Origin of the sequence: Paracoccus aurantiacus (assembly GCF_007993065.1) — a bacterium.
Classification (GTDB): domain Bacteria; phylum Pseudomonadota; class Alphaproteobacteria; order Rhodobacterales; family Rhodobacteraceae; genus Paracoccus; species Paracoccus aurantiacus.
Genome location: NZ_VOPL01000002.1, coordinates 242,441 through 266,357, shown reverse-complemented (window position 1 = coordinate 266,357; position 23,917 = coordinate 242,441). Strand labels below are relative to the sequence as shown.

The following is a 23,917-nucleotide window of genomic DNA, read 5'->3' as shown; positions in this document are numbered from 1 at the left end:
ACTTGCGGCCATTTCGGGCGTTCGGACAGATGCAACGTCTGGCGACACTTCTGATGAGCATCATGGCGCTGGCTTTCGTAGCCAGCGGCATGAAGTTTGCACTGACCCCTGCCCCCGAAGTCGTGCTGCCACTGCATTTCACGACCGAGCAGATGGACCCGGACGGTCTGGCAGAAATCTACCTGCGACCGCAGCACCCGGCGATGTGGATCATGCTGGGCGCGTTATGGGTTCTGATGCTGCGAATGGCGCTTCGCGAGGCGATGCCGGACGGCAACCGCCCGGCGCTCGACATGACTGATTTGCTGCTCATCATCTCGGCACTCGCGCTCGGGACGATCTGGCCGTGGATTTCGGTCGGCGCGCCGCTTGTAGGCTTCATGCTGTGCGTCCTTATGCTGCTGGCGCTGATTGCGACCGGACGGCGCACGGATTCCGAGGGGCGACTGGCGCGCGACCCGACTTTGGGCGTCTTCGCCGGCTGGGCCACCGTGCTGACCTTCGCGGCCTTTGCGTCATTCCTGTCGGATGCAACCCCGATCCCCATGGAACTTGCGACGCTGGCCGGAGCGATCCTGTCATGCAGCGCCGCGATAGCGGTGCAGTTGCGCATTCCAAGGAATCCTGCCTACACGATCACCGTGATGTATGCGCTGCTGGCCACCGCTGCCACAACGATCGAGGTGAACCCGCCGGTTGCAGTGATCGCGGTTCTTTCCATGGCAGCGCTGACCTTCCTGCTGGTCCGCGTGACGACCTAGCTGCCCTTCGGCTTTTGCCGGTTCTTGTGCTTTGACAGCGCGCCGGACTGGCTGATCTTGGTCGCCTTGTGGCGATAAGGGTTCACATTCCCCTGATCGCGGAAGAAGATGCGGATCGGCGTTCCCGGCATGTCGAAATCCATCCGCAACCCATTGATAAGATAACGGTGATAGCTGTCCGGTATCTTGTCCGTATGCGTTGCCTTGACGACAAAAGCAGGGGGACGGGTTTTCACCTGCGTCATATAGCGCAGCCGGATGCGGCGTCCACCGGGCGCAGGCGGAGGGTGCGCCTCGGTCATTGCCTCCAGCCAGCGGTTCAGCTTCGAGGTCGAGATTCGACGGTTCCAGACCTCGTATGCCTTCATGATCGCGTTGTGCAGCCGGTCCAGCCCCTTGCCGGTCCGCGCCGATACCGTCACCAGAGGCGCGCCTTTCAATTGCGGCAGCAGACGCTCGAAACTCTCGCGCAGCTCTTTCAGCTTTTCGGGCTTGTCTTCCTCAAGATCCCATTTATTGGCGGCGACGACGACGGCGCGCCCCTCGGTCTCTGCCAGATCGGCGATACGCAGATCCTGCTGCTCAAACGGGATCGCCACGTCCAGCAATACGACAACCACCTCGGCAAAGCGGACCGCACGCAGGCCGTCGGCCACCGACAACTTCTCCAGCTTGTCAGTCACGCGGCCGCGCTTGCGCATCCCGGCAGTGTCGAAAATCCGCATGGGCGTGCCCATGAAATCCGTCCGGACCGAGATCGCGTCGCGGGTAATCCCGGCCTCGGGCCCCGTCAGCAGCCGGTCTTCGCCAAGGATCTTGTTGATGAGCGTCGATTTTCCGGCGTTCGGGCGACCGATCACTGCAAGTTGCAATGGCTTCGCTTCGGTTGGCATCCAATCCGGCGCTTCGTCTTCGTCGAACTCGGCATCTTCGGGCAACTCGACATCGACGGCGGGTTCGTAACCCGCGTTCTGCGCGGTCAGTTCTGCGGCAAGAGGCTTCAGCGCGGCATAGATATCCTCCATCCCCTCGCCATGTTCCGCAGAAATGCGCAGCGGCTCGCCCAGGCCAAGCGCATAGGCCTCGATCGCGCCAGCCTCGCCTGCGCGGCCTTCTGCCTTGTTCGCCGCGAGAATCACATGCTTGGCGCGCTTGCGCAGAATATCGGCGAAATATTCATCCGCCGCCGTCACCCCCGCCCGCGCGTCGATGACGAAAAGCGCAACGTCAGCCTCGTCGACGGCGCGTTCGGTCAGCCGGCGCATCCGGCCCTGCAGGCTGTCATCATCCGCCAGTTCCAGTCCGGCGGAATCGACCACGATAAACCGCAGATCGCCAAGCCGTCCCTGCCCCTCGCGAAGATCGCGGGTGACTCCCGGCTGATCGTCGACAAGCGCCAGCTTGCGCCCGACCAGCCGGTTGAACAGCGTCGATTTGCCGACATTGGGGCGGCCGACTATGGCGAGGGTAAAGCTCATCTGTAGGCGAGCAGCCGGCCGTCACGGCTGGTGACGTAAAGCACATTGCCCGCGACGACAGGCGCCGTGGCTGCACCGCCGGGGATCTCGGCCTGCGTAACCAGATTGCCTGACACCGGATCGAAGCCGCGAAGCACCCCGTCGGACGACGTGACGAACAGGCGTCCCCCGGCCAGAACCGGCCCATATTGGGCATAGATGCGGTCCTGCTTTTTCACCTTCTGATCGACATAAAGCGGCAGATCGCGCGCCCAGACCAGTCCGCCATTCGACGCGTCAAGCCGGATAAGCTGGTTCTGATCGTTGACCGCGAAAACTGCGTTTCCGACAGGCACGACAGGCGATACAGCCCCCTCGCGCGCCGACCAGAGCTGCGTTCCCGTCTGACGGTCGAAGGCCGCGATGCGCCCGGACGACGTGCCTGCAAAAACAGTGTTGCCCACGATAACCGGCTCGCCCGTCATGTCGCGGATATAGGCCACCGCACGGCCCACACGGGTGCCAGCGACCTGCCCGGACCAGCTTTCGATGCCGGTTTCGCGGTCGACGGCCAGAAGCTGACCCGACGCGAAGGGAAAGATCACCTGACTGCCCTCGACCGCAGGGGCAGCAACGCCCATAACGGCGGTCGGCTGCTGGATGCCGGACACCTGCCACTGCAACTTGCCGTCCTCGGCGCGCACGGCAAAGCCGGTGCCGGTGCGGCTGGTGACGTAAACGACGCCGTTCTGCACGGTTGGCGCGCCCGCTGCCGGTGCCTCCAGCCGCTGACGCCACAGGATGCCGCCGCGCCGCACGTCGAGCGCGACCAGCTCTCCATAGCCGGTGGTCACGAAGACGCGCCCGGCTTCATATGCGATCCCCCCGCCCGAAACGCTGTTCGGGTTTTCGCCAGACGGTGTCAGATCGGCAGACCATGCATGGCCACCCGCCAGCGAGGTCGCGGTCACGCGCGCGCGGCTGTCGAGCGTGAATACACGCCCGCCCGCAACGATGGGATCAGCCGTGATACGATGGCGCTTGCCGCCCGGCTGCCCGATCGGCGCTGCAAACAGAAGCTGCGTGCCGGCGCCCAAAGCGACATGCCCGCTGTAATGCGCCGGGTTCGACCCGCGGGCCGTCCACTCTGAAATTGCGCGCGGGCCGGGAAGCTGAAGCGCCTGATTGGCGGCGACTGCCTGTTCGACAGCGGGACCGTCAGGCGACGTCACGGCGCGCGGGTCATAGCGCGGACCCGGCAGGATGACCTCGCGCTCTGCGCAGGCCGAAAGGACAAGCGCCGCCAGCAAGGCGATACGCGCGGGCGTCAGGGCAAGTCTGGGCGTCATGGCTGGCCTCTTGTCATGTGACGGGATCATTCAGCAGGCGCCGCTTCGCCCACGGGACTGGCTTCGGCGGCCGGGACATTCCCCGAAGCCGGCGCGGCGGTATCGGCAGGCGGCGCGCCGAGCGTTATCATCATCTGCGTCAGTCGCGAGGCGAGCGCTTGGCTGACCCCGTCTTCCGCCAGCGTTTCACGGATAAGCGTCAGCGCATCCTGATCGCGACCGGCCGCAAGCAAGGCGACGGCCTTCTGTTCCAGCGCAAGCAACCGGAACGGGGCACCGGGCTTTGACAATTCGGCAAGTGCGGCATCGCGCGCGCCCGGTTCCATGCTTTCACCGGCGGCCAGCACGGCCTTGAGCCGCGCCAGATCGCGCAGCAGCGGATCCTGCGCGGTTCCGGCAGCACTTTCAAGCGCGGTGGCCGCCGTCGCCGCATCGCCCGCATCCTCTGCCGCGCCTGCCGCAAGCAGGCTGCCAAGTGCTGCACGGTCAGCATTGCCGCCCGCATCCAGCGACGAAAGCGCCTTGACCGGATCGTCCGAATCCTGCGCGGCAAGAACCGCATCGCCCCACGCCTGTGCCGCGGCCCGGTCGCGCGATGTGCTGAATTCGCGCCATGCCGCGCCAAGCACGATCGCCAGAATCACGACCAGCCCGATCCAGCCATAGCGCCGCATCAGCCCATACAGGCGGTCACGGCGCACCTCCTCGGTCACTTCGTCAATGAAACTGTCGCTGTCGTGGCTCATGTCGTTCCGCCTTGTTCTTGCAGCCTCTTATAGCCCAGAAGCGGCCATGGACAAGCCGCAGGCGGGATCACGTCGCCGACAGCACGCCGCCCACACCTCGGAAGGCGCGCATTGACATAAGCTGCCCGAGCGGTTTCTGAATGACGAGAGCCCACGCAGCGGAGCAAGCCGATGACCGAACAGCCAACGCTCGACGCCGAACAGATTGCAGATCTTTTCACCCGCGACGGCGATTATCTTTGCGCGCGTTGGGAACGACCCGTCGCGCCGGTGATCTTCGGCCTCGCCGATGAGAGCCTTGATATATTCCGTGCCGCGCTGCGTGCCGCCTATGCCCATGCAGGGCATCCTTTGGCCGATACCGACCCGGAAATGGGCGCAAATCTGATGATGTTCTTCTGCAAGGACTGGGACGAACTGAACGAGATCCCGGATCTGGAGAAGCTGTCCGGTCAGCCGGATCTGATCGAACGGCTGAAGCGGACAGACGCCGATCACTACCAGATCTTCCGCTTCGATCCCGACGGCAGCATCCGCGCCTGCCTGTCCTTCGTGCGGATGGGCGGCGGCTTCGAAAACGTTCATCCGGCGGTTCTTGCCGAAACCCTCGCCATGCGCTCGATGCTCAGCTTCGCGAAGGACATAACCGCGACCGAGCCTCTGTCGAGGGTGATCCGCGCCGCCTACGACCCGGTCATGCCGGCAAGTGCGCGCGATGCCAGCCATGCGATGCGGCTGGCCGCGCGGATGGAATAGCTGCGGCTATTCCGGCTCCAGCCGGTCGCGAAGCGCGCGCAGGACGGGCAGCGCCGCGCGGACACGCTCGGCCCCGATATCACGCACGACATCGCTCATCGCGGGCAGAATCGCTGCCAGCGCGGCATCTCGTGCCGCCCGCCCAGCCGGGCTGATCGACACGAATTTGCGCCGCGCATCGTCCCAGTCTGGCCGGATATGCACATGCCCGGCCCATTCAAGCCGCGCGAGCGTGTTCGACATCGCGCCGCGGGTGACGTGAAATGCCTCGGCCAGTTGGGCGGGCGTCCGCTCCTCCGAGATATGCGCGAGCAGATTGAGGACCGAGAAATGCGATATCTGCATCCCGCCGGGCAATGACCGGCCGATCATTGCGCGCGCCAACTGCTCCACCACCAGCACCTCGGCAAAAAGGCTGGCCGCGACAGAAGCGCGGGAGGGGTCGTCCGGTGGCGGTTTCAGTTCAGTCATAGGTTCGGTCACGGTGCCTCAAAAGGCCGATCACTGCACAGTGATGGGATGCGGGAACGTGCCGCCGCGACCTCTTGCAAGTCAAGCTTTAAGATTGAAACACCCGGTTCTTCCCCTGCGTCAGAAAGGACCTCGCCCCAGGGTGAAACTGCCAGACTATGACCATAGCTGCGCCGGATGCGCGAGGTTTCGGTGTGATCGACCCGGTGCGCGCCGCATTGCGCAGGCGCGAGCACGAACGACCCTGTCTCGATCGCGCGGGCGCGCAGAAGCGTATGCCAATGCGCCGCGCCGGTCGTGTCGTTGAATGCGGACGGCACCGCCAGAATATCGGCGCCCGCCTGCGACAGCGCGCGGTAAAGCGCCGGAAAGCGCAAGTCGTAGCAGACGCTCATCCCGATCCGGGCCGGACCATCTGCCAGGACGGCGCGTGTGCCGGGCCGGTACGAATCCGATTCTGCATAGGATTCGCTATCCGAAATGGTGACGTCGAACATATGGATCTTGTCGTATCGCGCTGTGATCGCGCCATCGGGTCCGATCAGAAAGCTGCGGTTGGCCAGCCGGGTATCGCCCGGAACGTCGGCACGAATGGCAAGCGAGCCGACAAGCAGCCAGATGCCCAGCTCGGCCGCTTGCGCGCGCAACGCGTGCAGCGTCTGGTCATCTGCCTCGGTCGTCACGACCTGCTGCTGCCATTCACGACCTGCAGCGATCAGGTTCGTGCATTCCGGGGTCAGCACAAAATTCGCGCCGCCCCCGGCCGCTTCGGCAATCAGCGCCTGCGCGACGGGCAGGTTCCGCGCCGGATCGTCCCCGACCGACAGCTGCACCAGCCCGACCGTCAGCGCGTCCGCCATCGCTCAGTTCTCCAGCAACGGATCCAGGCGACCTTCGCGGTCCAGCGAATGCAGATCGTCAGAGCCGCCGATATGGCGGTCGTCAATGAAGATCTGCGGGACCGTCCGGCGCCCGGATGCGCGCTGCATCATCGCGGCGCGCAGATCCGGATCGCGGCTGACGTCGATTTCGCGATAGCCTGCGCCCTTGCGCGTCAGAAGCGCCTTGGCGGCATGGCAATAGGGGCAGCTTGGCGTGGTGTAGATCTCGACATTTGCCATGACAGGTTCCTTCGGCGGGTTGCGCTAGCCATGTATGCCCCGGCACCGCGATTTTCCATAGCCCTGACCGGAAAGACAGGTGCATCCTATTCCTTTACGGCACGGGCAAGGACCGCAATGCTGACCGTCGCCGCGCCGGCTTCAAGAAGAGCTTCGGCCGCAGCGGTCATCGTCGCACCCGAGGCCATCACATCGTCGATCAGCAGGACAGAGCGACCCTCGATCTCGTGCCGGTGACGGGGCGTGACGCCAAGCGCATCTTTCAGATTTTCGTATCTCTCCGTCAGGCTGCGGCGATCCTGCGCTGCGGTCGAACGACGGCGGTAAAGAAGCGTCGGGCGATGCATGAGCCCATGCACCCGCGCGGCCTGCGCTGACAGAAGCGCCGCCTGGTTGAACTTGCGCTTCAGCAGCCGGCGCGGATGCAGCGGAACAGGCGCGACCACCATGCCGGGGCGCACCAGCGGCGCGGCAGCCACCGACAGCCAGCCACCAAGCGGGCCTGCCAGATCGGGCCTGTCGCCATGCTTCAGCGACATCACCAGCTGCCGCCCCACGCCGCTATAGATCAGCGCGGCCCGTCCGTGCCGCCACGGTCGTTCCACCCGCAAACAGTCGTCGCAGATCATCGACGCATCGCCAAGGGCCGCATCGCCGTCGCCCGAACCGGGCAGCGGAACACCGCAGCGGCGGCATGCGCAGCCCGAGACAAAGGCGCAATCGCGCCAGCACTGCGGACAAAGCGCCCCGTCCTGTTCGACAGCGGCGCTGCAGCCCAGGCATTGCGGCGGATAGATCATCCGCAAAGCGGCTTTCATCGTCCGTGGAAGGGTCTTATGACTGAACCCCATGAATTCCGTTCCCACCCTTTCAGACACTGCTCCGCCTGCGCGCCGGTTGATTGACCCCACAGCGCTGGAACAGCACCGCAGGCGCGCGGCCCGGCAGGGGCCGACAGACCTGCTGCACCGAATCGCGGCCGAGGAGATTCAGGATAGGCTGGCAGAGATTAACAGGCCGTTTACGCGCGTTGCGATCGTGACCTCGTGGCCGGATTTCTGGAAAGATGCCTTCCCTGACGCGCATGTGATTTCGGATGCCGCGCTGCTCGATCTGCCCGAGGGACTTGATCTGGTCGTCCACGCCATGGCGCTGCACTGGGCCGAAGACCCTGTCGGCCAGATCGTGCAATGCGCCCGTGCGCTGAAGCCGGACGGCCTGTTCATAGCCGCGATGATGGGTGGCGACACGCTTCTCGAATTGCGCGACACGCTCTCGCGCGCCGAAATCGAAGCGACGGGCGGGCTGTCGCCGCGCATTCTGCCGATGGGCGAGATCCGCGATCTTGGCGCACTTCTGTCGCGCGCCGGGCTGGCCCTTCCGGTCGCGGATCACCTGCCGCTGCAGGTTTCGTATCGCGACCTGTTCCACCTCGCGACCGATCTGCGTGCCATGGCCGAAAGCAACGCGCTGAACGACAGGTTGCGTCGGCCGACGCGCCGAGAGGTCTTTGCCCGCGCCGCCGCCGATTACGCGCTGCGCTACCCGGACCCGGCAAACGCCGCGCGGATCATCGCCACCTTCGACATGATTTTCCTGACCGGATGGGCACCCGATGCCAGCCAGCAAAAGCCGCTTCGCCCCGGCTCTGCAAAGGCCTCGCTGATCGACGCGTTGACCCCGAGAGAGACATGACCACCACGACCACCCCAGCAGCCCCACGTCCCGCCGGGCATCCCGCGATCCCAAAGGGTCGAACCGGCATTTTGCTCGCCAATCTCGGCACGCCCGACGGGCATGACTACTGGTCGATGCGGCGTTATCTGAACGAATTCCTGTCCGACCGCCGCGTCATCGACCTGCCGCGCTGGAAATGGCAACCGATCCTTCAGGGCATCATTCTGACGAAGCGGCCCTTCTCCTCCGGGGCAAACTACAAGCTCATCTGGAATGAGGAGAAGAACGAAAGCCCGCTGATGACCATCACGCGCGCCCAGACAGACGCCCTGCGCGAGCGCGCAGAGGCCGAGTGGGGCGAGAGCGTCATGGTCGAATTCTGCATGCGCTACGGCAACCCTTCGACCCACGAGGTTCTGGATCGCATGGTCAAGGCCGGCTGTCGCCGCATCGTTTTTCTGCCGCTTTATCCGCAATATGCCGGCGCGACCTCGGCGACGGCGAATGACCAGTTGTTCCGTGCGCTTATGGAACAGAAATGGCAGCCCACCGTGCGCACCATCGATCCCTATTTCGACCGTCCCGACTATATCTCGGCACTTGCCGGCAGCGTCACCCGAGCGTTGGAGGGCAAGGCACCGACCAAGCTGGTCGCCAGCTATCACGGTATGCCGAAGCGCTATCTTCTGGAAGGCGACCCCTATCATTGCCAGTGCCAGAAGACGACGCGCCTGCTGCGTGAAAAGCTTGGCTGGCCGGAGGATCGCATTGATACCAGCTTCCAGTCCGTTTTCGGGCGCGAGGAATGGCTGCGCCCCTATACAGTCGAACATGTCGCCGAACTGGCGCGGCAAGGCCATACCGATATCGCGGTGATCTCACCCGCCTTTGCCGCCGACTGCATCGAAACGCTGGAGGAGATCAATGGTGAAATCCGTGAAGCCTTCGAACATGCCGGCGGCAAGAACTTCACCTATATCCCCTGCCTGAATGACGATCCCGACCATATCGAGGTCATGATGAATATCATCCGGGAAAATACAGCCGGCTGGGTGTAGACCCGGCCGGCCCTTTGCCGTCATTCTGTTCCTGTCACGCAGCGAAAGGAATCGGCCATGACAGCGCTCGCGAACAGGACATGCACAGCCTGCAAGGACGGAACCCCACCCCTTGGCGCGGATGACGTCAAGCGGATGCTGACCGAACTGAACGACTGGACGCTGAGCGATGACGGCACAACGATCAGCCGCCGGTTCGAATTCAAGGGTTTCGCGAAGGCGGTCGAGATGGCAAATCTGGCCGCTTGGCTGGGAAACAAGCAGGGGCATCACCCAGATGTCGCCTTCGGCTGGGGATACTGCCTGGTCAGCTTCACCACCCATGCGGCGGGCGGACTGACAGAGAACGATTTCATCTGCGCGGCGCGTCTGGACGCACTTGTTGCCTGACATCCACAGGCGGGTTCTGCGCAGCCTGGCGCACCAGCGACAGGCTGCAAGAATGCCGGATCAGGGACGCACGGCGGTGACTTCGATCTCGACCAGCCAGTTCGGGTTCACCAGCGCATCCACCACCATGGCCGAACGTGACGGCAAGTTGGGCTGCTCATCAGTGCCGAAGAACTGCGTATAGCCGCCCATGAAGCCCGCAAAATCGACCGCCTGGCCTTCCGGCGCGACAAGGAATGCCTGCATCTTCACGACATCACCCATCGTCATATCCAGGGATTCGAGCGTCGCCTTGATCGAGTTCAGCACGCTGACGGTCTGCGCCTCCATATTGCCCCAGGCTTCGGGGGTGGCGGGATCGGCGGCGTCATCCGCAACCGAAGGCACGACGCCGCTCAGATAGACAGTGCTTTTGCCGGCCGGAATCTCGACCGCCTGCGCGATGGGGAAATCCGAATCCGGGATCGGGTGGCGGATCACGTCCTGCGCGGCGGCCACCAGCGGCAAGGCACCGAATGCGGCGGCATATGCAAGGGTTTTGAAGTTCATTTTTGTCATCCTTTCTGAAAATGCGCGCGGGCCTCCGTGGGAGGCCCGCCTGTATGGCTGCGCGTCAGCGCGACTGCGGCACATAGGCCGCGTCGGTATCGCCTTCGAAATTATTGCCGAGGTTGTGGCGGATATAGTTCACCACAGATGCGATCTGCGCGTCATCCAGATAGTCGCCAAGCGGCGGCATCGCCTTCTGGCCATGAATAATCAGATAGATCGGGTAATCCGCGGTTTCGAGGTTCTCGTTCCCCGCCAGTGCCGGATATTCGCCGGCCCCGACCGCGCCCTGTCCGTCGGGCATGTGGCAGCCTGAACAGATCGCATTGTAGATCGCCTCGCCCTCTGTCTGCGGCAGCGTGGCAGAGCTTCCGCTTTGCACGAAATCCTGCGCGGATGCGATGCCTCCCAGCAGAACGGCAGCTGCGAAAATTATCCGTGAGACATGGTGCTTCATGGCTTAATTCCCTTCTGTTGCAGGCGTTTCTGAAGTCGCGGGCGCGGCAGCATCGTCGGCGGCGGCTGCACCAGCACTGTCGCTGGCACTATCACCCGCGCCCGTGACATGAGCATGCAGACGCTTCACGGCGCTCAGCGCCGACAGAATTGCGCCTTCCTGCCACGCGGGAAGATCAGACATATGCTCGCCCGCCATCAGGGTGCGCTGATCCATCTGGACCGCATCGGCATAATTCGCTTCGCGGTCGCGCCAGATGCCGTAGCACCCCAGCACCCAGGGAACACGGTGCCATGCGACGGATGCGCCGTTCGAAAACTCCTCTCGGTATTGAGGGTGTATCTGCGCGCCGAATTCCAGCGCGCGCTCGATGCGCTGCTCGGGCGCGATTGCGTTGAACTGATAGGACGCAGCCCCCCAGGAATAACAGCCCAGAAGCACACCCGGCCCGTCGCTGAAGAAGTTCGTCGACGGATAGGAGATCAGCGTGATCGGCAGATCCGTATAGCTGATCCCGCCGAAGATGTGATCGTCCTGTTCCCAGAAACGGCGTTTGAATTCCAGCCCGATCTTGATCGAACTTTCGTAATAGACGCTGTCGATCGCGGCCTGCATGCCACCTGAAAAATTGTTCTCAATCTGACCAAGGATCGAAAAGGGAATCGTGCAGATGCAATAGTCTGCCGTAACCGTCGTCTCCTCTGTTCCGCCGTCCGAGGAGATATAGGTCGCCTCGACCCCATTTTCCGTGCCGTTGATGCGAATGACCTTCGCATTATAGGTGACAACATCCCCAATTTCGCGCGCGAAGGCCTGCGCAATCATGTCCATGCCGCCGACCGGCTGAAAGATCGCCTGTTGATGGTCGATCGTCTCGCCCACAAGCAGGTTTTTCCACAGCCGTCCCGCCAGAATGTCCTGAAGCGAAATAATGTCCGAAGGTTCCGGCGTCGGATCGGTCCCGCCACCCGGTTCGACGGCCCAACCCCGATAGGACGAGGTCGCGTCGGATTTCACATATTCAAGATCGTCATTCAGCACGCCGAAGGTTTTCAGCGATTCGACCAGAAGTTCGGCATCGTCGTCGGTGACAAGTTCATCCAGTTTGTCCTGGTGGACCGCCTTTGCCAGCAATTCTGCGATCTGGCCACGATAGTCGGCCTGAATCTCGCGGAAGCGCTGCGGCTTGCCGTCAAAGGCCTGACTGTTATGCAGATAGGCGTGATAGTTCTGCTGGATAAACGGCTCCAGCTTGACGCCGAACCTTTTGCAGTAATCCAGCACGGCATGGTGGTCGGTGGGAATCCGCCACGGACCGCCATTCAGGTAATTGCCTTCGGCGAAGGCCACATCCTGCTGAAAACCGCCCAGTTCGGTATAGGTATCGCCGCCGCGCAGCGTCCAGCAGCGCCCGCCTGCCTTCTCGCGATATTCAAGGATCTGAACCTGATATCCGGCCTTGCCCAGCTCGTAGGCTGCCGTCATGCCGGCCAGGCCTGCACCAAGGATCAGGACCGTCGTTCCCTGCGGGTCCCCGTCAAGCGTCAGCGGGCCTTCATAGCTTGAAGTGCCTGCATAACCCATGCCCGCCATCGCCGTATACATGGCCGATGCCCCCGCCGCATAGCCGACCATCGTCAGCAAATCACGGCGGGTCATTCCTGCTGTGCTTTCCATAGCGCGTCTCCTGTGGGTGGAGACGTCAGTGGGCGACGGCCGGCACGGAATGTCAACCGACGCCGATGCGCTTGCGGCGATCTGCGCAGCGCTGCGCAAGAAGTGCCGCCGCGAACGGCTTTCGGCCTAGATCAGCAGCACTTGCGTGCCGATCTTGGCATAGCCGAACAGTTCCTTGATATGCTCGTTATACAGCCCGATGCACCCGTTTGACGACTTGCGCCCGATCTTGCGGGTGTCGTGCGTGCCGTGGATACGATAATACTGCCAGCTCAGATAAAGCGCGTGCGTGCCCAGCGGATTGTCCGGCCCCGGCGGCACGAATTCTGGCCATTCCGGGTTGCGCTGCCGCATTTCGGGGGTGGGCGCCCAGCTTGGCCCCTCAACCTTGCGGATAACCTCGGTCCGGCCCTTGCGCGTCAGTTCGGGGGAAACCGGGATGGACGAGGGATAGAGGCGATAGATGCTTTCATCTTCGGACCAGTAATGCACGCAACGCGATGTCAGGTCGGCAAGGATTGCGCCATTGCTCAGCGAGTTGAAATAAGGCTGCCAATCCTGCGCGCGAAAGCTGGAAATGTTCCGGCGCTGATCCGCGTTGGTGTCATACTGCACCTGACCAGCATCGGGGGTGGCCTGCTGGGCGAAGGCGGGCGCTGCCAGCCCTGCGGCACCAAGCACCGTGGCCCCGGTCACGAAGTTGCGGCGGCTCACGCCGCGAAAACGGTCTGTCATCTCTGTCTCCTGCTCCGGCCATCTGTCGTGGCCTTCCGGTGATGCTTCTGCGATACGCTCTCAACCGGCGGTGGACAAATCAAACTGTTGTCAACCTGCCAGATCGCCCGCAAATGTTGTGAAAATCACGCAATCTTTTCTTTGCGGGCGGCCCCTGTTTGGATAAACCGCCCCAAAACACGAGGGGCAGCATGAAGCAGTTTATTATCATCTCTCTGGCGGCGCTGACGCTGACCGCCTGCGCACCGCGCAATCCGGGTGCAGAGCTTGGGCCGGACGGCCAGCCGATCCCGGTCGCCTATACGATCAACGGTGCCGAGGCCGCGGCGATTCCGGGCAGGGTTCTTGGCGAAATCAACACGTTGCGGGCCGGCTCGGGCGCGTCGCCGCTGGCACTTGATCCGGCACTCAGCGCTGCAGCCGCCGCGCATTCGCGCGATATGGCCGCGCAGAACCGCGCATGGCATTTCGGCTCTGACGGCTCGTCGCCTTTGGATCGCGCGCGCAGGTCCGGCTATACCGGCCATCTTGTCGGCGAGAATATCAGCGAAAGCTACGAGAACGATACTGCGACCCTGCAAGCTTGGATGCAGACCCGCGACACGCGCGACGTCGTGATGGACCCGAGCGCCACGAATCTGGGAATTGCCTGGTATCAGGAGCCTTCTCGCAAGATCTGGTGGACACTGATCACCGGCAAGTAGAGTGCTGGTTCCCGGCAAGCAGAGCACAAAAAGCGACCCGCATTGCGAGCTACCCGGCACCCCCGCCCCGATGGGCGGGGACCGCACTGTCTGCCGGTCAATACACCAGGTCGAACGGCGTGACTGTCCCCGCAATATCGACAAGCAGATCGACGTCCCCGTCCCCGTCACCATCGACGGAAAGCTGAACCCGGTCGGAAAGCTGCACCAGCCGCACCTCGTTGCGGCCCGTTGCGCTGAAAGGGTCAGATCCGATCCAGTCGATCACGGCAGAAAACTGCGACAGGTCGATCAGATCGACACCGCTTTCGAAGTCCGTGATGATGTCCGCAGCATCGGTCATCCCGTCGGCGGGTGGTGCGAAAACGAAGATGTCCGCGCCCACGCCACCGCACAGAACATCGCGGCCCGCATCGCCGATCAGCGTATCGCTGCCCGGACCGCCCAGAAGCGTGTCGTGGCCGGCATTGCCCAGCAGCAGGTCATCCCCTTCGCCGCCCGTCAGGTGGTCGTGGTTCAGTTCCCCGAACATGGTGTCATTGCCGTCGCCCCCATCCAGGATGTCGTTTCCGACACCCCCGCGCAGACGGTCATCGCCCGCCTGTCCATTCAGGACGTCCGGCCCGTAATCGCCCGACAGATCGTCATCGCCGTCGCCGCCCCACAATGTATCTGCGTCGAAGCCGCCATCCATCGTGTCGCTGCCACTGCCCCCGACAAGTGTGTCGAACCCGGCCTGCCCATAGATCAGGTCGTCCCCGTCCAGCCCCGTAACAAAATCGTTGCCGAGTTCGCCGTGAAGCCGGTCGTCACCTGCATCGCCGATCAGAATATCGTCCCCGACGCCGCCATAGATGCGGTCATTTCCCGGTCCGCCGGCAATCGTATCGACCCCCATGCGCCCATAACCGACGTCATCATCCTCGCCCAGATTGATGAGATCGTCGCCGCTTCCGCCGTAAATCGAATCGAGCCCGGCATCGCCAAGCGCGATGTTCCGCCCCTCTGTCAGCTCTATCTGGTCATTGCCCGGCCCGCCGAAGGCACGGGATTCGGCACCGATCGCGATGATGCGGTCATTGCCGTCATCTCCGAAAAGCTTGTCGGCATCCGCGCCGCCGATCAGCAGATCATTGCCAAGCCCCCCGTACAGTTCGTCATAACCCGGCCCGCCGAACAGGACGTCATCCCCTTCCTGCCCGATCAGCGTGTCGTTGTGACCCTGCCCGAACAGCCGGTCATCACCCAGACCGCCAATCATCAGGTCATGGCCGTCATCCCCGAACATGCGGTCATTTCCCAATTGACCCAGCATCGTATCGCTGCCCCCGTCGCCCAGCATGTAGTCATCGCCGAATGCACCGCGAATGGTGTCGTTTCCCCAGCCACCATGCAGCTTGTCGTCGCCCCAGTTTCCCAGAATGAGGTCGTCGCCAGACAGCCCGTGCACGTATTCGTTGCCGCCGGGCACCTGGATCACGTCACTGCCGTTGGTGCCAAAGCGCACGCGGTTGCCCGCCGACGGGGGCGGCAGCGGCGCCGGGTCGGGAAGGCCGTTGCCGTTCCCGTTGCTCGGCGGGGTCGAGCCGTTGCCGGAGCCATTATCGACCGGGACGACAAGGTTCTTGTAATTGATGTCATTCGCGTAATGCGCCAGTCGAAACATGTCATTGGTGAAGAAATCCGGCCGAAGCATGACCCCGTTCGCGGTGATGATCTCTATCCGAAGGGGGCCCGCGACAAGGGCGGCCCCGGTCGAAGTCGGTGTGATCTGAAGCTGCGAAATGCTGCGGATGAACGCCAGCTCCGACAGATCGAGCGTGTCATAGCCCGGCGCAAAATCGTGTATGGTGACAAGCCTGGTTCCGTGGCACGGCACGAATATGTCGCGGCCATGACCTCCCTGAAGGTTCACCGTCCCCTCGCGCGCGATCAGGATATCGTCACCCGCCCCGCCAACCAGAACCGAGGACGCGCCCGTTCCCACGAGAATATCGTCGCCCGTCGTTCCGCTGACGCGGCCAGAACCCGCGCGGGACGTCCCGATATTGCCCGGATCGAACGAGAACTGCGTGATCCCTGTCTCGGTCGCACTGGTCACGAAAACGGCGATCTTGCCGCCGATGACCTTCGCTTCGATTGCCGAGATATTGGCGAGCGCACTTTGGGCGTCGTCTTCGATCACGGCCAGAACGACCAGCCGCCCCTGCCCGTCGAGGGTCAGCACCGTTACGCCGTCATCCGCGCCGCCGACGAAGATATAGGCGCGCCCGTCAAGCTCGACCGAGGTCATGGCCGTCGCTGCATCGAACCGCGTGTTGCCGGAATCCACGACATGATCCGTAAGACCGATCGCCCCCGACGGCGCCATGCGAAAGACGGACAGCGAATCGCTTTGCCCCCCGCTGACGATCAGAAACGTGCCGTTTAGCGTTGTCACGATCTCCACATCGCGAGGGGCAGATATCCCCACGGTATAGCTCGCGTCGATATGGCCGCGCAGCGCCAGACCGTTCGGCGAAACCGCGAACACCGCCAGAAAATTGCTGTGCGCCGATGCCGCGACCGCGTAACGCGCGCCGTCAAGGTTGACGACATCGATATCGGTATATTCGCCGTAATCGACCTGCGTGACGGGCGGGGTCACTTCGCCAAGCTTGACCGCAGCTGCCCCGTCCTCCATCCGGAACAGCATCATTCTCGTGCTGCCGTTGCAACCGGCCAGCATGTAGTCGATGCCCGCAATCTCGAACGTTGTCATCGAGACGATGTCATCCGTCATGCGCGGGAATAACGGGACATACCCGCCCAGCTTGCCGCTGCCGTCCATCGTCAGCGCAGTGTGCAGACCGTTCTGCAAACCCGAATAAAGGATCTGCGTCGTGCCATCGCGCTCAATCACCTCCATCCCGGCGGTGGCGAAGAACAGACCGTAACCGGGGGAATCCTTGCGACTGAGGCCACGGGCCGGGTCATCCGCGCCGGACAGCGCATAGCTGAGGCTGTTGCCGGTCGCGGTGCTGCTGACAAGGACCGGCCCCGATGCGACATCCGCCACCACCATATCGGTGATGTTGCTGCTGTATCCGGCCTTCGACGACACCAGCGTCGCTACCTTTCTATAGGTCAGCATAAGAGAAATCTCTTGGCGGTCACGTTCCTCTCCATTGCTGCCAGCTTTCCCTTAAGATTTGCTTTTCTTAGGCCGGGACCGGCCCGAATCTGCAGCGCAGAGTGCGTAAAGAGCGTCTAAACTTTTCCCGAAGCGTCCCGACGTTCCAAGGCATCAGTCCCCGGCTTTGCCCGTAGCCCATCTTGTGCGCGGGCGCGGGCTGTGGCAGGTCAGCACCGTCCCGGCCAGCAGGAACAAGACATGCAGATCGAACAGACCACCCTTCCCGGCGTATTGTTGCTGACGCCCCGCCGTCACGGCGATGCGCGCGGCTTCTTCAGCGAAAGCTGGAACCGAAAGACGCTGGAGGAAGCGGGCGTCGATCTGCCGGAATTCGTGCAGGACAACCATTCGATGTCAGGCGCGGTCGGCACCCTGCGTGGGCTGCATTACCAGTCGCCGCCAATGGCGCAGGGCAAGCTGGTCCGCTGCGGTCGCGGCGCGCTTTATGACGTCGCGGTCGATGCCCGCCTTGGCAGCCCGACCTACGGCCAGTGGTTCGGCGCGGAACTCAGCTTCGAAAACGGCCGCCAGCTTTGGATTCCGGCCGGTTTCCTGCATGGCTTCGTCACCCGCGAACCCGATACAGAGATCGTTTACAAATGCACCGCGCATTATTCCGCCGCGAATGACGGCGGCGTCCGCTGGGATTCGCTTGGCATCGACTGGGGCGTCGATGCGCCTGTCCTGTCCGACAAGGACCGCGACGCACCCGCCTTCGTCAACTGGCAATCACCGTTCACCTTCGAGGGCTGATCCATGAAGATCCTGATCACCGGCGGCGCCGGCTTCATCGGCTCTGCCGTCGTTCGTCAGGCCATCCGCGAGGGCCATCAGGTCGTGAACCTCGACATGCTGACCTATGCCGCGAACCTTGCCAATGTCGCCAGCGTGTCGAACGCGCCCGGCTATGCGTTCGAACAGGTCGATATCCGCGACCGCGAGGCGCTGGATCGCGTCTTTGCCGAACACCGCCCCGATGCGGTGATGCATCTGGCCGCCGAAAGCCATGTCGATCGTTCCATCGACGGGCCGGGCGATTTCATCCAGACCAATATCAACGGCACCTTCAACCTGCTGGAAGCCGCCCGCAGCTACTGGACGCGCGAGGGCAGGCCGGAAGGTTTCCGTTTCCACCATATCTCGACGGATGAGGTCTTCGGATCACTGGGCGAGGACGGCCAGTTCACCGAAGACACGCCCTACGATCCGCGCAGCCCCTATTCCGCGTCGAAAGCGGCCAGCGATCATCTGGTTCGCGCATGGCACGAAACCTATGGCCTGCCGGTCGTGATGACCAACTGCTCCAACAATTACGGCCCGTTCCATTTCCCGGAAAAACTGGTGCCCGTGGTGATCCTGAAGGCGCTTTCCGGTCAGCCGATCCCGGTTTACGGCGACGGCGGCAATGTCCGCGACTGGCTGTATGTTGAAGACCATGCCGACGCGCTGCTGACCGTGCTCGAAAAGGGCAAGCTTGGCCGCAGCTATAATATCGGTGGCGAGAATGAGGCGAAGAATATCGACCTCGTCCGCACCATCTGCGCCCATATGGACGATCTGCACCCTGAAGGCGCGCCCCATGCCGATCTGATTACCTTCGTCACCGACCGCCCCGGCCATGACCGGCGCTATGCCATCGACCCGACCCGCATCCGGGATGAGCTGGGCTGGCGGCCTTCCGTCACGGTCGAGGAAGGCTTGCGCCGCACCGTCGAATGGTACCTTGCCAACGAAGACTGGTGGCGTCCCCTTCTGGAACGCGACGGAGTCGGCAAGCGTTTGGGCACGGGCTAAGGAAGGGACGGCAGGATGGACGGATTGCTGGTCTTCGGGAAAACTGGACAGGTCGCGCAGGAACTGGCGCGCGTCGCGCCCGACGCGAATTTCGCAGGGCGCGATCAGGCTGATCTGACCGATCCCGCTGCTTGCGCGGCCCTGATCCGCGAACGCAAACCTCGCGCTGTCATCAACGCCGCCGCATATACCGCCGTCGACAAAGCCGAAAGCGACGCGGACACCGCGCGGCTGGTGAACGCAGACGCCCCTGCCGCGATGGCCGCCGCCTGCGCCAAGCTGGGCATCCCCTTCGTCCATATCTCGACCGACTACGTTTTCGACGGCTCGGGCGATCAGCCGCGGGCCGAGGATGCGGCCACAGGACCGATTGGCGTTTACGGCCAGACCAAGCTTGACGGCGAAACCGCGATTGCCGCCACCGGCGCGCAGGCCGCGATCATGCGGACAAGCTGGGTTTTTTCGGCGCATGGCAACAACTTCGTCAAAACCATGCGCCGCCTTGGCGCGGAACGCGACCGGCTGACCATCGTGGCCGACCAGATTGGCGGTCCGACCGCCGCCGCCGACATTGCCCGCGCGGCGCTCAGCATGGCCGAAGCCATGACCGCCGACCCGGCCAAGCGCGGCGTCTATCACTTCGCAGGCGGCCCGGATGTCAGCTGGGCCGATTTCGCGCGCGAGATCTTTGCGCAGTCGGGCCTGTCGCCGGAAGTCGCCGACATCCCCAGCAGCGACTATCCCACGCCGGCAAAAAGGCCGCTGAATTCGCGCCTTGACTGCACGGCCATCACCAAGGATTTCGGCATCGCGCGCCCCGACTGGCGCGTATCGCTGCAAGACGTTCTGAAGGAACTTAGCGCATGACCCAACGCAAGGGCATCATCCTGGCCGGCGGGTCCGGCACCCGGCTTTATCCGATCACGATGGGCGTGTCGAAGCAGCTGCTGCCGATCTATGACAAGCCGATGATCTATTATCCCGTCAGCGTGCTGATGCTGGCAGGCATTCGCGAGATCGCAATCATCACCACGCCCGACGATCAGTTGCAATTCCAGCGCCTATTGGGCGATGGTAGCCAGTGGGGCCTGTCGCTGACCTATATCGTGCAGCCCTCGCCTGATGGACTGGCGCAGGCCTACCTTCTGGCCCGCGACTTCCTGAACGGCGCGGGCTCTGCGATGGTTCTGGGCGACAACATCTTCTTCGGCCACGGCCTGTCGCAGCTTCTGTCCATGGCCGACAGCCGTTCCCTGGGCGGCACGGTGTTCGGCTATCGCGTGGCCGACCCCGAGCGCTACGGCGTCGTCGATTTCGATGAAACCGGGCGCGTGCGCACCATCGTCGAAAAGCCATCCGTGCCGCCATCGTCCTTCGCCGTCACGGGTCTTTATTTCCTTGACGGTAGTGCGCCGGAACGCGCCGCCTCGGTCGCGCCGTCCGAGCGCGGCGAGCTTGAAATCACCACGCTTCTCGAAACCTATCTGCATGACGGGCTGCTGACCGTCGAACGGATGGGGCGCGGCTATGCCTGGCTCGATACCGGAACGCATGGCAGTCTGCTGGATGCTGGCAATTTCGTGCGCACGCTGGAAAAGCGGCAGGGGCTTCAGACCGGCTGCCCGGATGAAATCGCTTTCGAGCAGGGCTGGATAGACGCGGAACAGTTGCAAAGCCGCGCGAAGCTGTTCGCAAAGAACGATTACGGCCGCTATCTGGCAGGGCTGCTGAAATAGCTCAGCGGGCCGCGATCAGCGCCGGCAAATCGGCAAAATCGGAAAACAGCGCGTCATGCGGCAGACTGTCTGCGGACGCCTTTCGATAGCCTTCTGTGAACAGAAGCAGGGGCAGACCGGCGGCTTCTGCGGTTTCGGCATCCACCTCGCTGTCACCGACATAAACGGCTGGTCCGCCGCCCATCTGTCTGACAACTTCGATCAGCGGTGCAGGATCGGGCTTGCGCGGCAGGCCGCTGTCTCCGCCCAGAACAAGTTCGAAATACTCGTCAAGCGCCAGATGTCTCAGCACCGCACGCGCAGGTGCCGCGGGCTTATTCGTGCAGACCGCCAGCCTGTGCCCGGCCTCGCGCAGGATATCCAGCGTCGCTGTGACATTCGGATAGGGGCGCGTCAGCAGCACCGCGTCCTCATAGCGCGATATCACGTGGGCCGTCATCCTCTCGGCCCGGACCGGGTCGGAAATGCCGTGCGCAGCAAGCATGCTGTCGACAAGATGCGGCACACCGTGCCCGATAAAGCTGCGCACCCGCGCCAGATCAAACCGGCCCAGCCCCTCGGCGGTCAGCACGGCATTCGCCGTCGCGTGAATGTCAGGGGCGCTGTCGATCAGCGTGCCGTCGAGGTCGAAGACAACGATCATGCCGCACCGGCTGGCGAAATCGCGGCCTCTGCGGCGTCGCGGATGGCGCGGATATTCTCGCCATAGACCTCAGGCCGGTCGACCGACCCACCCTTGAAAACGGCAGAACCCGCGACCAGCACATCGGCCCCGGCCTTCGCGACAGCGGCAGCGGTTTTCGGGTCGATGCCCCCATCTACCTGAATGTGGATCGGACGGTCGCCGATCATGCCGCGCAGACGCGCGATCTTGTCGACCTGGCTGTGAATGAATTTTTGCCCGCCAAAGCCGGGATTGACCGACATGACCAGAACCATATCCGCCAGATCGAGCACATATTCCACAGCTTCGACCGGCGTGCCGGGGTTCAGGGCCACGCCCGCCTTCTTGCCGGTCGCGCGGATCGCCTGCAGCGTTCGGTGGATATGCGGGCCGGCTTCGACATGGGCGGTAATCATATCGGCGCCGGCCTCGGCATAGGCATCGATATAGGGATCGACCGGAGAGATCATCAGATGCACATCCATGATGCCCTTCACATGCGGCCGGAACGCCTTCACCGCAGGCGGACCGAAGGTCAGATTTGGCACGAAATGCCCGTCCATCACATCGACATGAACCCAGTCCGCGCCCTGCGTCTCGATCGCACGGATCTCGCGGCCGAAATCGGCGAAATCGGCAGACAGTATCGACGGGGCGATCTTGATACTGCGGTCAAAGCTCATGAATAACCCCTTGTTTGGTCTGAAGCGCGGCAGGATGGAAAAAGCCATATTGCCGAAAACTGCCTTGCGTCAACCGCTCTTGCCGGGTCCTTTGGCGACCCGCGCACGCGGCGAGGGCGGCGGGCCGGGCATCAGCCAGCATGCAATCGCCGAATTTCGCGGCGCGGTGCAACCCGCGCCGCAGCCTCAAAAAAGCAGCTTATCTGGACATGCGCGCGGCCGGGCAACGCGCGCATGACGCCCGCGCGACCAGCCGCATCGGAGTTGCAGGATTTTCCTATGACCGGACGGACGATTTCGGGCGTCACAATACGCGTCCCTCACCCTTCCTTGCGTCGCAATCGCCCCGCAATTGCGGCAGCATAAAGCGCCGCCGTGCCCATCGGCGTCTGCCTGCGCAGCCCAAGCCGTGCAAGATCAATGGCCATCAGCGGCCCAGGTTTCGTCAAGGCCCTGCTGAACCGCGCCAGCGTTTCCTGGCTTTCGGGCAAAAGCAGGTCCGACGCCGCGCTCAGCGCATCGACGTTGCGGTGCAGCCAGCCGCCATAGCTGCCGGCAAAAAGCTGGCCCAGCCGCGATCTCATGGCTGGCAAAGTGTCATTGCGGCCTTTCAGGTTCTCGTCATGCTGGCGGTAGAACAGCACCTCGACATCGTCGCGGATGATCCCCATCCCGGCACCTGAAACGAACTGATAAAGCCACCAGTCATGCGATTCGACTCGTTGCGCCATCGCAGCCGGGGCGGCCTGCCGGGCAAGCCGTATTGCCGCGGGCGTCAGCACGCAGGTATTCCCCGCTGTCACCGCCTGCACCAACGCGTTTTGGAAATTGAAAGGCCCCGGAAAGCTGCGTGAGGGTGCGAGCGGGTTCAGATCATTGTCGCAGATCGTGGTTCGTGCCGAATACAGCCCGGCATCCGGTCGCGCTTCAAGGCATTGCAATGCGCGATCAAGCTTTTCCGGCTTCCAGACATCGTCCTGATCTGCCAGGGCAAGATATTCCCCGGCCTCGGGAAGCGCCAGCATGGACAGGAAGTTGCACGAGGCCCCCTTGGCCGGCCCGCGTGTCAGACGAACCGTTCCGGCAGGATAACGCGCCGCGAACCGTTCAACCATCGCGGGCCCCGCATCGGCAGACCCGTCATCCGAAACGACCAGACGCCAATCCATGAAGTCCTGCGCCGCGATGCTGTCGAGCTGCGCCGCCAGATGCTGCGCGCCGTTGTAAAGCCCGAGACCTATCAGAACCTTCGCCAAAACCTTCCCCTGCTTCTGCCAAGGCACGGGGCCCCGGTCAGGACGCCCGCGAGTTGCGACCGCGCCGCATCATCTAGCTGCAATGGCTGCGAGCGCAACCCGCCTTTGCCCCGAGGGGCGGCCCGACCGCTTCGCTCCGGGGCCGCGATCACGCCGAATCCTGGCGCGCGATATCTTCGATCAGCACATCTGTCACCACGCCGTCGCTATGGTCCAGCGCGGTTTTCAGCAGTGCCTCGCGAAGCCGGCGCATCCTCGGCTCTATGGTATAGTTGCCGTCAAAGCCGCCGGTATTGGCATGGATCAGCAGCGTTCGGAGAAACGCGTCACGAAGGCGGAATTCCTGACGAAAGACGGTTTCCTCTTCTTCCGCCGGCATTTCGACCGTCAGGCTCAGGATAATCATACCGTCCAGCCGGTCGCCATGCATCACCGGGACAAAGAATTGCGACGGAAACCGAAGATAGGATGACGCCTTCTTCTCGGCGGCGCCATGCTTCGCACCGCCATGTCCGCCGGTCACATCGACCTGGCCCTCGGCGTCCTCGGCGGTGCCATCCGGCTGCGCGGCAGCGTGAGCATCGTCACCAGCCGCAGCGGGTTCGGCAGCGGATTTCTGCCGCAGAACGTCGCCGCCGAACAGCCCGCCGCAGGCGGCCAGAACGATCAGAAAAACGGGAAGCAGTTTCTTGATCATCACA

27 protein-coding genes are annotated in these 23,917 nt (G+C 63.2%); 11 read left to right on the top strand and 16 right to left on the bottom strand.

What is annotated here, in order from left to right:
• Positions 1 to 29 precede the first annotated feature (29 nt).
• Positions 30 to 761 (top strand): hypothetical protein, encoded by a 732-nt coding sequence (locus FQV27_RS06800; protein WP_147097112.1) that lies wholly within the window; start codon positions 30 to 32, stop codon positions 759 to 761.
• Here the strand turns inward: FQV27_RS06800 and der are convergent.
• From der to FQV27_RS06785, 3 genes are read right to left on the bottom strand one after another with little or no spacing between them, the layout of a single operon-like run.
• On the bottom strand, positions 758 to 2,239 hold the full coding sequence (der, locus tag FQV27_RS06795; RefSeq protein ID WP_147097111.1) for a ribosome biogenesis GTPase Der: 1,482 nt from the start codon (positions 2,237 to 2,239) through the stop codon (positions 758 to 760). The two genes, FQV27_RS06800 and der, sit on opposite strands and share 4 nt — an antisense overlap.
• Positions 2,236 to 3,567 carry an outer membrane protein assembly factor BamB family protein gene (locus FQV27_RS06790; RefSeq protein ID WP_147097110.1) on the bottom strand — a complete coding sequence of 444 codons (1,332 nt, stop codon included), beginning with the start codon at positions 3,565 to 3,567 and terminating at the stop codon, positions 2,236 to 2,238. The genes der and FQV27_RS06790 overlap by 4 nt, the downstream gene beginning before the upstream one ends.
• 26 nt (positions 3,568 to 3,593) lie before the next feature.
• The gene (locus FQV27_RS06785) at positions 3,594 to 4,313 is read right to left on the bottom strand and encodes a tetratricopeptide repeat protein (protein WP_147097109.1); all 720 of its coding nucleotides are present in this window, start codon (positions 4,311 to 4,313) and stop codon (positions 3,594 to 3,596) included.
• A 171-nt stretch (positions 4,314 to 4,484) separates the two neighbouring features.
• Between FQV27_RS06785 and FQV27_RS06780 the strand changes: the two genes are divergently transcribed.
• Positions 4,485 to 5,069 (top strand): hypothetical protein, encoded by a 585-nt coding sequence (locus FQV27_RS06780; RefSeq protein ID WP_147097108.1) that lies wholly within the window; start codon positions 4,485 to 4,487, stop codon positions 5,067 to 5,069.
• Between the two features lie 6 nt (positions 5,070 to 5,075).
• Here the strand turns inward: FQV27_RS06780 and FQV27_RS06775 are convergent, their stop codons facing one another.
• The 4 genes from FQV27_RS06775 to FQV27_RS06760 form a co-directional block, all read right to left on the bottom strand.
• Positions 5,076 to 5,540, bottom strand: coding sequence for a MarR family winged helix-turn-helix transcriptional regulator (locus FQV27_RS06775; RefSeq protein ID WP_147097107.1), 465 nt, complete (start codon positions 5,538 to 5,540; stop codon positions 5,076 to 5,078).
• Between the two features lie 8 nt (positions 5,541 to 5,548).
• Positions 5,549 to 6,388, bottom strand: coding sequence for a carbon-nitrogen hydrolase family protein (locus FQV27_RS06770; protein WP_147097386.1), 840 nt, complete (start codon positions 6,386 to 6,388; stop codon positions 5,549 to 5,551).
• 15 nt (positions 6,389 to 6,403) lie between these two features.
• Positions 6,404 to 6,661 (bottom strand): glutaredoxin 3, encoded by a 258-nt coding sequence (gene grxC, locus FQV27_RS06765; protein WP_147097106.1) that lies wholly within the window; start codon positions 6,659 to 6,661, stop codon positions 6,404 to 6,406.
• 86 nt (positions 6,662 to 6,747) lie between these two features.
• Positions 6,748 to 7,512, bottom strand: coding sequence for a ComF family protein (locus FQV27_RS06760; protein ID WP_246133020.1), 765 nt, complete (start codon positions 7,510 to 7,512; stop codon positions 6,748 to 6,750).
• On the opposite strand from FQV27_RS06760, the gene FQV27_RS06755 reads away from it, so the two are divergent.
• The 3 genes from FQV27_RS06755 to FQV27_RS06745 are packed head-to-tail and all read left to right on the top strand — an operon-like array spanning position 7,511 to position 9,786.
• Positions 7,511 to 8,356, top strand: a complete 846-nt coding sequence (locus FQV27_RS06755; protein ID WP_147097105.1) for a methyltransferase domain-containing protein — start codon at positions 7,511 to 7,513, stop codon at positions 8,354 to 8,356. The genes FQV27_RS06760 and FQV27_RS06755 overlap by 2 nt on opposite strands.
• Positions 8,353 to 9,396 (top strand): ferrochelatase, encoded by a 1,044-nt coding sequence (gene hemH / locus FQV27_RS06750; protein ID WP_147097104.1) that lies wholly within the window; start codon positions 8,353 to 8,355, stop codon positions 9,394 to 9,396. The genes FQV27_RS06755 and hemH overlap by 4 nt, the downstream gene beginning before the upstream one ends.
• Before the next feature lie 57 nt (positions 9,397 to 9,453).
• Positions 9,454 to 9,786: a 4a-hydroxytetrahydrobiopterin dehydratase gene (locus FQV27_RS06745; protein WP_147097103.1), complete on the top strand. Its 333-nt coding sequence runs from the start codon at positions 9,454 to 9,456 to the stop codon at positions 9,784 to 9,786.
• Between the two features lie 60 nt (positions 9,787 to 9,846).
• Here FQV27_RS06745 and FQV27_RS06740 read toward each other — a convergent pair whose 3' ends face one another.
• The 4 genes from FQV27_RS06740 to FQV27_RS06725 all read right to left on the bottom strand — a co-directional run bounded on the left by FQV27_RS06740 (position 9,847) and on the right by FQV27_RS06725 (position 13,204).
• Entirely contained in the window at positions 9,847 to 10,335 is a 489-nt protein-coding gene (locus tag FQV27_RS06740; RefSeq protein WP_147097102.1) for a RidA family protein, read from the bottom strand.
• Between the two features lie 64 nt (positions 10,336 to 10,399).
• Positions 10,400 to 10,792 (bottom strand): c-type cytochrome, encoded by a 393-nt coding sequence (locus FQV27_RS06735; RefSeq protein ID WP_147097101.1) that lies wholly within the window; start codon positions 10,790 to 10,792, stop codon positions 10,400 to 10,402.
• 3 nt (positions 10,793 to 10,795) lie between these two features.
• Positions 10,796 to 12,469 (bottom strand): flavin monoamine oxidase family protein, encoded by a 1,674-nt coding sequence (locus tag FQV27_RS06730; protein ID WP_186827241.1) that lies wholly within the window; start codon positions 12,467 to 12,469, stop codon positions 10,796 to 10,798.
• Positions 12,470 to 12,595: 126 nt separating this feature from the next.
• Complete coding sequence (locus FQV27_RS06725) at positions 12,596 to 13,204, bottom strand: L,D-transpeptidase (protein WP_147097100.1); 609 nt, start codon at positions 13,202 to 13,204, stop codon at positions 12,596 to 12,598.
• Positions 13,205 to 13,395: 191 nt separating this feature from the next.
• On the opposite strand from FQV27_RS06725, the gene dalA reads away from it, so the two are divergent.
• Positions 13,396 to 13,908: a divisome-associated lipoprotein DalA gene (gene dalA / locus FQV27_RS06720; RefSeq protein WP_147097099.1), complete on the top strand. Its 513-nt coding sequence runs from the start codon at positions 13,396 to 13,398 to the stop codon at positions 13,906 to 13,908.
• Positions 13,909 to 14,005: 97 nt separating this feature from the next.
• Here dalA and FQV27_RS19255 read toward each other — a convergent pair whose 3' ends face one another.
• Positions 14,006 to 17,041 carry a calcium-binding protein gene (locus FQV27_RS19255; protein WP_147097098.1) on the bottom strand — a complete coding sequence of 1,012 codons (3,036 nt, stop codon included), beginning with the start codon at positions 17,039 to 17,041 and terminating at the stop codon, positions 14,006 to 14,008.
• A 240-nt stretch (positions 17,042 to 17,281) separates the two neighbouring features.
• Here FQV27_RS19255 and rfbC point away from each other — a divergent pair, with 240 nt between their 5' ends.
• From rfbC to rfbA, 4 genes are read left to right on the top strand one after another with little or no spacing between them, the layout of a single operon-like run.
• Entirely contained in the window at positions 17,282 to 17,836 is a 555-nt protein-coding gene (gene rfbC, locus FQV27_RS06710; protein ID WP_147097097.1) for a dTDP-4-dehydrorhamnose 3,5-epimerase, read from the top strand.
• A 3-nt stretch (positions 17,837 to 17,839) separates the two neighbouring features.
• On the top strand, positions 17,840 to 18,877 hold the full coding sequence (gene rfbB, locus FQV27_RS06705) for a dTDP-glucose 4,6-dehydratase (protein WP_147097096.1): 1,038 nt from the start codon (positions 17,840 to 17,842) through the stop codon (positions 18,875 to 18,877).
• A 15-nt stretch (positions 18,878 to 18,892) separates the two neighbouring features.
• A complete protein-coding gene (rfbD, locus tag FQV27_RS06700; RefSeq protein WP_147097095.1) occupies positions 18,893 to 19,744 on the top strand; it encodes a dTDP-4-dehydrorhamnose reductase in 852 nt (283 codons plus the stop codon).
• On the top strand, positions 19,741 to 20,613 hold the full coding sequence (gene rfbA / locus FQV27_RS06695) for a glucose-1-phosphate thymidylyltransferase RfbA (RefSeq protein ID WP_147097094.1): 873 nt from the start codon (positions 19,741 to 19,743) through the stop codon (positions 20,611 to 20,613). The genes rfbD and rfbA overlap by 4 nt, the downstream gene beginning before the upstream one ends.
• Before the next feature lies 1 nt (position 20,614).
• Here the strand turns inward: rfbA and gph are convergent, their stop codons facing one another.
• Both gph and rpe read right to left on the bottom strand, forming a co-directional pair.
• Entirely contained in the window at positions 20,615 to 21,256 is a 642-nt protein-coding gene (gph, locus tag FQV27_RS06690; protein ID WP_147097093.1) for a phosphoglycolate phosphatase, read from the bottom strand.
• Entirely contained in the window at positions 21,253 to 21,960 is a 708-nt protein-coding gene (gene rpe / locus FQV27_RS06685; RefSeq protein WP_147097092.1) for a ribulose-phosphate 3-epimerase, read from the bottom strand. The genes gph and rpe overlap by 4 nt, the downstream gene beginning before the upstream one ends.
• Between rpe and FQV27_RS06680 the strand changes: the two genes are divergently transcribed.
• The gene (locus tag FQV27_RS06680; protein ID WP_147097091.1) at positions 21,959 to 22,198 is read left to right on the top strand and encodes a hypothetical protein; all 240 of its coding nucleotides are present in this window, start codon (positions 21,959 to 21,961) and stop codon (positions 22,196 to 22,198) included. The two genes, rpe and FQV27_RS06680, sit on opposite strands and share 2 nt — an antisense overlap.
• 82 nt (positions 22,199 to 22,280) lie before the next feature.
• Here the strand turns inward: FQV27_RS06680 and FQV27_RS06675 are convergent, their stop codons facing one another.
• Both FQV27_RS06675 and FQV27_RS06670 read right to left on the bottom strand, forming a co-directional pair.
• Positions 22,281 to 23,216 carry a glycosyltransferase gene (locus FQV27_RS06675; RefSeq protein WP_186827240.1) on the bottom strand — a complete coding sequence of 312 codons (936 nt, stop codon included), beginning with the start codon at positions 23,214 to 23,216 and terminating at the stop codon, positions 22,281 to 22,283.
• Between the two features lie 148 nt (positions 23,217 to 23,364).
• Positions 23,365 to 23,913 carry a hypothetical protein gene (locus tag FQV27_RS06670; protein ID WP_147097089.1) on the bottom strand — a complete coding sequence of 183 codons (549 nt, stop codon included), beginning with the start codon at positions 23,911 to 23,913 and terminating at the stop codon, positions 23,365 to 23,367.
• Positions 23,914 to 23,917 lie beyond the last annotated feature (4 nt).